Source organism: Acidomonas methanolica, from assembly GCF_004346035.1.
In the GTDB taxonomy this organism is placed as follows: Bacteria; Pseudomonadota; Alphaproteobacteria; order Acetobacterales; family Acetobacteraceae; genus Acidomonas; species Acidomonas methanolica.
On sequence record NZ_SLZN01000066.1, the window covers coordinates 1 to 4,782 of the forward strand.

Annotated in this window: 3 protein-coding genes and 1 pseudogene; 3 read left to right on the top strand and 1 reads right to left on the bottom strand. The window is 58.7% G+C overall.

Annotated elements, in window-relative coordinates; genetic code table 11:
* Window positions 1-236 precede the first annotated feature (236 nt).
* The 3 genes from EDC31_RS17105 (at window position 237) to EDC31_RS17115 (ending at window position 4,024) form a co-directional block, all read left to right on the top strand.
* Window positions 237-2,072, top strand: coding sequence for a type II toxin-antitoxin system HipA family toxin (locus EDC31_RS17105; RefSeq protein ID WP_042062125.1), 1,836 nt, complete (start codon window positions 237-239; stop codon window positions 2,070-2,072).
* Window positions 2,073-2,444: 372 nt separating this feature from the next.
* On the top strand, window positions 2,445-3,512 hold the full coding sequence (locus tag EDC31_RS17110) for a site-specific integrase (RefSeq protein ID WP_042062357.1): 1,068 nt from the start codon (window positions 2,445-2,447) through the stop codon (window positions 3,510-3,512).
* A gap of 251 nt (window positions 3,513-3,763) precedes the next feature.
* Window positions 3,764-4,024, top strand: coding sequence for a hypothetical protein (locus tag EDC31_RS17115; RefSeq protein ID WP_132127206.1), 261 nt, complete (start codon window positions 3,764-3,766; stop codon window positions 4,022-4,024).
* A 502-nt stretch (window positions 4,025-4,526) separates the two neighbouring features.
* Here the strand turns inward: EDC31_RS17115 and EDC31_RS18595 are convergent.
* A pseudogene (locus EDC31_RS18595) lies at window positions 4,527-4,703 on the bottom strand (IS481 family transposase); the annotation flags it as partial.
* Window positions 4,704-4,782 lie beyond the last annotated feature (79 nt).

Here is a 4,782-nt window from a genome sequence, read left to right on the forward strand (position 1 = left end):
ACGTTTTTGATCAGACACACACACGGAAAGTGCAACTCCCAGGTGTGGAAATTTACAGTTGATCTGACAGACGGTGTGAAGTGGCCGGTCTTGTCTGAACTAGTCGCCTCAGAGGATATCGCCGTCCAAAGAATCTGATTTTCACGCATTTGACATGCGTGAGTGTTTTAATTTCCTGGCGACCAGATGGAAGATGGGATAACTTTATCGCATCTGACATGCGGGAAAGTTCTGGAATGGGTCTGTATCTCATCGGTGAAAATCTGGACAAGGCTCGCGGCCATTACCGGACGGAAACAGGCGAACTTGTGCAGATCATGCGCGGAATCTACGTCGACGCAGCCGACGACGTTGATACCGTCATATTAAAGCATGCCGTGCGTATCGCGAAATACCTATATCCCAGCGCCTATCTAGCGGCTGCCAGTGCCATTCTGCTCGGCCCGACCCGCGACGGAAGGCTCTATCTCACCGGTCGGCGCAATCAACGCACCAGGCTGCGTTCTCTCGAAATCGTCCAGAACGAAGCGCCCTCCCATCCTTCGGTCGTCTCGGCCGCGATCGACGAAGGTATGGGAGAGTTTCGTATCGACGTCTCCTCGATCCGACAGCGTTTCCTGGAGGCCTTTCGGCGACGCAGCGAACACGCCGCCTCGATCGGCGACACTATGAAAATGACGCTGGCCGAGCGTCTGATCGAAGAGTATGGCGACGGCAAGGGTGCAGCCGATGCCGTATGGACACTCGCACGGGAAAACCAGTGGTACCGTGAAGGTGAGCAGGCTGAGCGTTACTTGCTGCATCGGCCGCTGACCGTGGCCGTGCGAAACGAGGCGGCCTTCGAGCTGACTGTCGGCTGGCACGGCAAACCGATCGGCGAACTGGCGCATGACGGAGTTGAATGGCGGTGGAAGCCGATTGACGGCGGCCCGCCGCTGATTCGTCAGACCACACCCGGTAAGCTCCCTCCGTTTATCCTCTCTCTTCTGCCGGAGGGGTGGCTGGAAGCGGTGCTGAACAATCGGGATGAACGGGTCTTGCTTCGTTCGGGCCGACGGTACATGTCGAACATCACCATCGTCGAGACGCGCGGCGATCTTGCCGATCTGCCAGCCGACGTCCTCATGACCCGCCTAGCCGATTTCTCCGATGCCGGCGTGTTCACGGGACATTATGCCGGTCCTGGCAGAGGGCCTCTCGAAGCGGACTTTGAGCGTAATCTGGCACGGATCTTCACGCGAGCGGAGACGCCACGCCTGTCGGGCGTGCAGATCAAGGCACCTATGGCACTCGATCTCAACGGCACGCTTGAGCCGAGTATCAGCAAGCCATTCACCCATATCCTGAAACCAGCCGGAACCAGCGGCTTTGAGGCCCTGCCTGTCATCGAATGGCTGGCGCTGACGCTCGGTTCCGCAATCGGGTTCACCGTACCGTCCAACGTCCTGGTGCCGATGCCGGACGACATGCCGCCCGCTCTCCTGATCGAACGGTTCGATATCCGCACGGGTCCGGCGGACAAGCGTTTGCTTGCATTGGAAGATTTCACGTCGATCCTCGGTGTGCCGACAGAGGCCAAATATGACAGCACGATGGAGCGGCTTGCCCGCACGTTGCGCCCGCTATCGACGGCAGCGGAAGACGACGCTTTGCTCCTGCTGAAGCGCGCCCTGTTCGCCTGGCTGATTGCCGACGGCGACATGCACCTGAAGAATCTCGCGCTATTGAAAGTTGCGGATCCCGGGAGTGGCTACTTCGGATCTGTCCGTTTGGCCCCGCTCTATGATGCTGTTACGACCCAGGTATTCCCAGGACTGGAGCGAGACCGAATGGCGCTCAAGATCAACGGTAAGGACGACCGTCTGCGCCGGGTGGATTTCAAAGTGTTCGCGGCAACGGCCGGGATCAGGGCATCCGACGCTGACACGGTGATCGGCAGCGTGGTGGAAGATTTGCGGAGCGCGCTGGATAAGGTTGAGCTTCCAGCGATCGTCTCCGCAAGCGCGGCAGGGAGCGACGCCGCGAGCAGAATGCTTGCCGTGATTGCCAAACGTCTGGAGAGTTTCGCGTAACCCCCCGACCGAGGTTCGCGTCCCTTGGAGCGGGCATTGCCCCAGCGGAAGAAAGCGCCTTGGCATGGCGGATTCATGCACCATTTTTGCACCACAGAGAGGAAGATTTAGGGTGACAAAGGGTGCCTTCGGGTGACATAAATAATACATATTCATCAGTATGTTAAAAAGAAATCTCCGATATGATCCTGATGTATTTTTGCCCTTTCACGGCGGTAACACGGGTTCGAATCCCGTACGGGACGCCAATTTTTTAGTTACGTGATATCAGTGGGTTAGGCCCACTTCGGCGCTAAGCAGGCGATAAAAATCTCGCATTTGTGGTCCAATTTTGGTCCAATCGCTTTCTCGGCTCAGGCGGAGGAAGCCATCATGGCGAGACTCAAGGCAGACGAAAATCTCAAGGACCCGGCAACCGGAAAGCCCCTGCCCCAGGGCGTGCTCTATCGGGGGCCGAAGCAGTATCGGGCGCGCAAGCTCGTCCACGGCCACCGCGTCACCCGCACCTTCGAGAACGCGCGTCTTGCCCGGGCGTGGCTCGAAGAGGCTTCCGTCAAAATCCGCGAAGGCCGGGCCGTCGATGACCGTGCCCTCGACGGCATGGTGCTGCGGGCACTGATCGAACGCTATCGCGACGACTGCATGGCACATCGCGAGCGCGACCGGCAGGGCGATAAGTTCGCTCCTGCCACGGTCGTCAAGCGTCTCAACCTGTTGGCCTCCATCTTCCAGCACGCCATGAGCGAATGGGACGTTCCCCTGACGCAGAACCCTGCCTCGGGGCGGCTCGTGAAACGCCCGGCGGGCGCGGACAGGAAGCGCAATCGCCGGTTGGAAGAGAGCGCAACTGTCAATGAGGGACCAGATGGACCTCTGAGTGAATATGACCGCCTCCTCGCTGTGGTCACCTCGGAGAGCCACCCGGACGATGTCTGGTTCGTCCGCTGGGCCATCGAGCAGGCGACGCGGCGGGGAGAAGCCGCCATGCTTCGTTGGCGGGATGTCGATTTCGACAGGAAGACCATCTCGGTCGCCCGTCCGAAGAACGACAAGCATCGGGAGGAACTCGGCCCGGAGATCAGGCCGCTCATGCCCGGTACTCTCGCCCTCCTGAAGAATAAATGCTCGGCGATGACGGAGCAGCCTGATCCGGACGCCCCGATCTTCGATATCGGCGGGGAAGACGCCTTCTCCGTGCGCTACGGTCGGGCGGTCAGGAAGGCCGGCCTGACGAACCTGACCTTCCATGACCTCAGGCATGAGGCAACGAGCCGGCTGGCGCGGCTGTTTCCCAATCCGATGGATCTGTGCCGCGTAACGGGGCACCGGGATCTCAAGTCGCTTGACCGCTATTACCAACCGATCATGACGCAGCTTGCCAATGATGCCGCCGAGCGGGCGCGTCTTCTGGGGATCATCTATGGCGACGCCGATGAATAGCCGGAGCCGAAGCAGGCCTGAAACGCCGAAAGAAGATTGCCGACAGGAGGGTTTCTTTCTATTCTGAAAATTGGAGATTTTTAACCTTCGATGTCGTAAATCTTCAAAAAGCCAATAAAGAGGCTCTGAGCGTGTCAAAACTTCCGATTAGGCCAGTCGTGCTCCGATGCAAGGATGCAGCGACCTATTTAGGCCTGAGCTATGGCACATTTCGCAATCTACTCAGTCAGGGCCGCGGGCCGGCGGCCTCTGTGACCTATGGCAAGCGTGACCGAAGCTTCACGATCGCGCAGTTGGATGCTTACATCGCGACCCGGACGATCCAGTCCCAACCGACGATGCTCGAAGCCGAGAAGGTGAAACGCAGGCGCGGCCGTCCGCGTAAGACGGAAGCTGAGAAGCACAAGCATCTGACCCATTGGGTTGCTATCATGATCGCGCTCTACATTGCCTATCTTTTCTGGATATACGGGATCTTCAATGTTGCGATTGGATCGACGCTTTCCAGTTGAACGAACGGCACATTCGGAACACCGATCACTTCCCCGGCTCTGGAAACGACTCATCACCGGATAGTCTCAGGATCGTTCGCGCATCGGAGATTCTGCGACGCCGACCGAACGGATCGTCCATGATACCGAGTGAATGTCGAAAGCCTTTTCCATGCCTCCGTTCCGGCGCAGTCGCCTGCGCCAGAACGGAGGTCGAATTTTAGCCGCGACTGACATGAGGGCGACTGTCGCCAGCCTGCTTCAAATTCGTTGAACCGACCAGTTGTTTAGTCCCATGGTTTGATGGTGCATTCTTCTCGCTGGAATGGAAGGATGCGCTATGGGCCAGGTTCACCACGGGAGCGCCCCGACGACAGCGATCCACCGCCGGGTAACATCGTCATCTGGCGTGGCTTGTCGCGCCTGAACGACTTCAGGATCGGAGCAGAAATGGTCAGACTTGTGGGTAATCGAAAGACTCACCGGGCGGTTACGCAGCCGACAACGGGCTGTGGCATGGTGAGGGTTCCTGTCCATGTCGTGCGGGATCGGTGGAATGCGTGCCATTATCGGTCAGCACGGTATGGATGCGATAGGGAACGGCTGCGGCGAGGGCGCGCAGGAAGTCACCAGCAACACGACGTGTCGCTTTCTCGTGCAGTTGGACAAAAGGAGAGTGTCCGAATTTCGATGTCCGGTCATCCACGTGGGCGGGATCGTCATCAACCCAGCACCCTGACGGAACACATGCCGAGCGCGCATCGTCGATACCGGGAGTG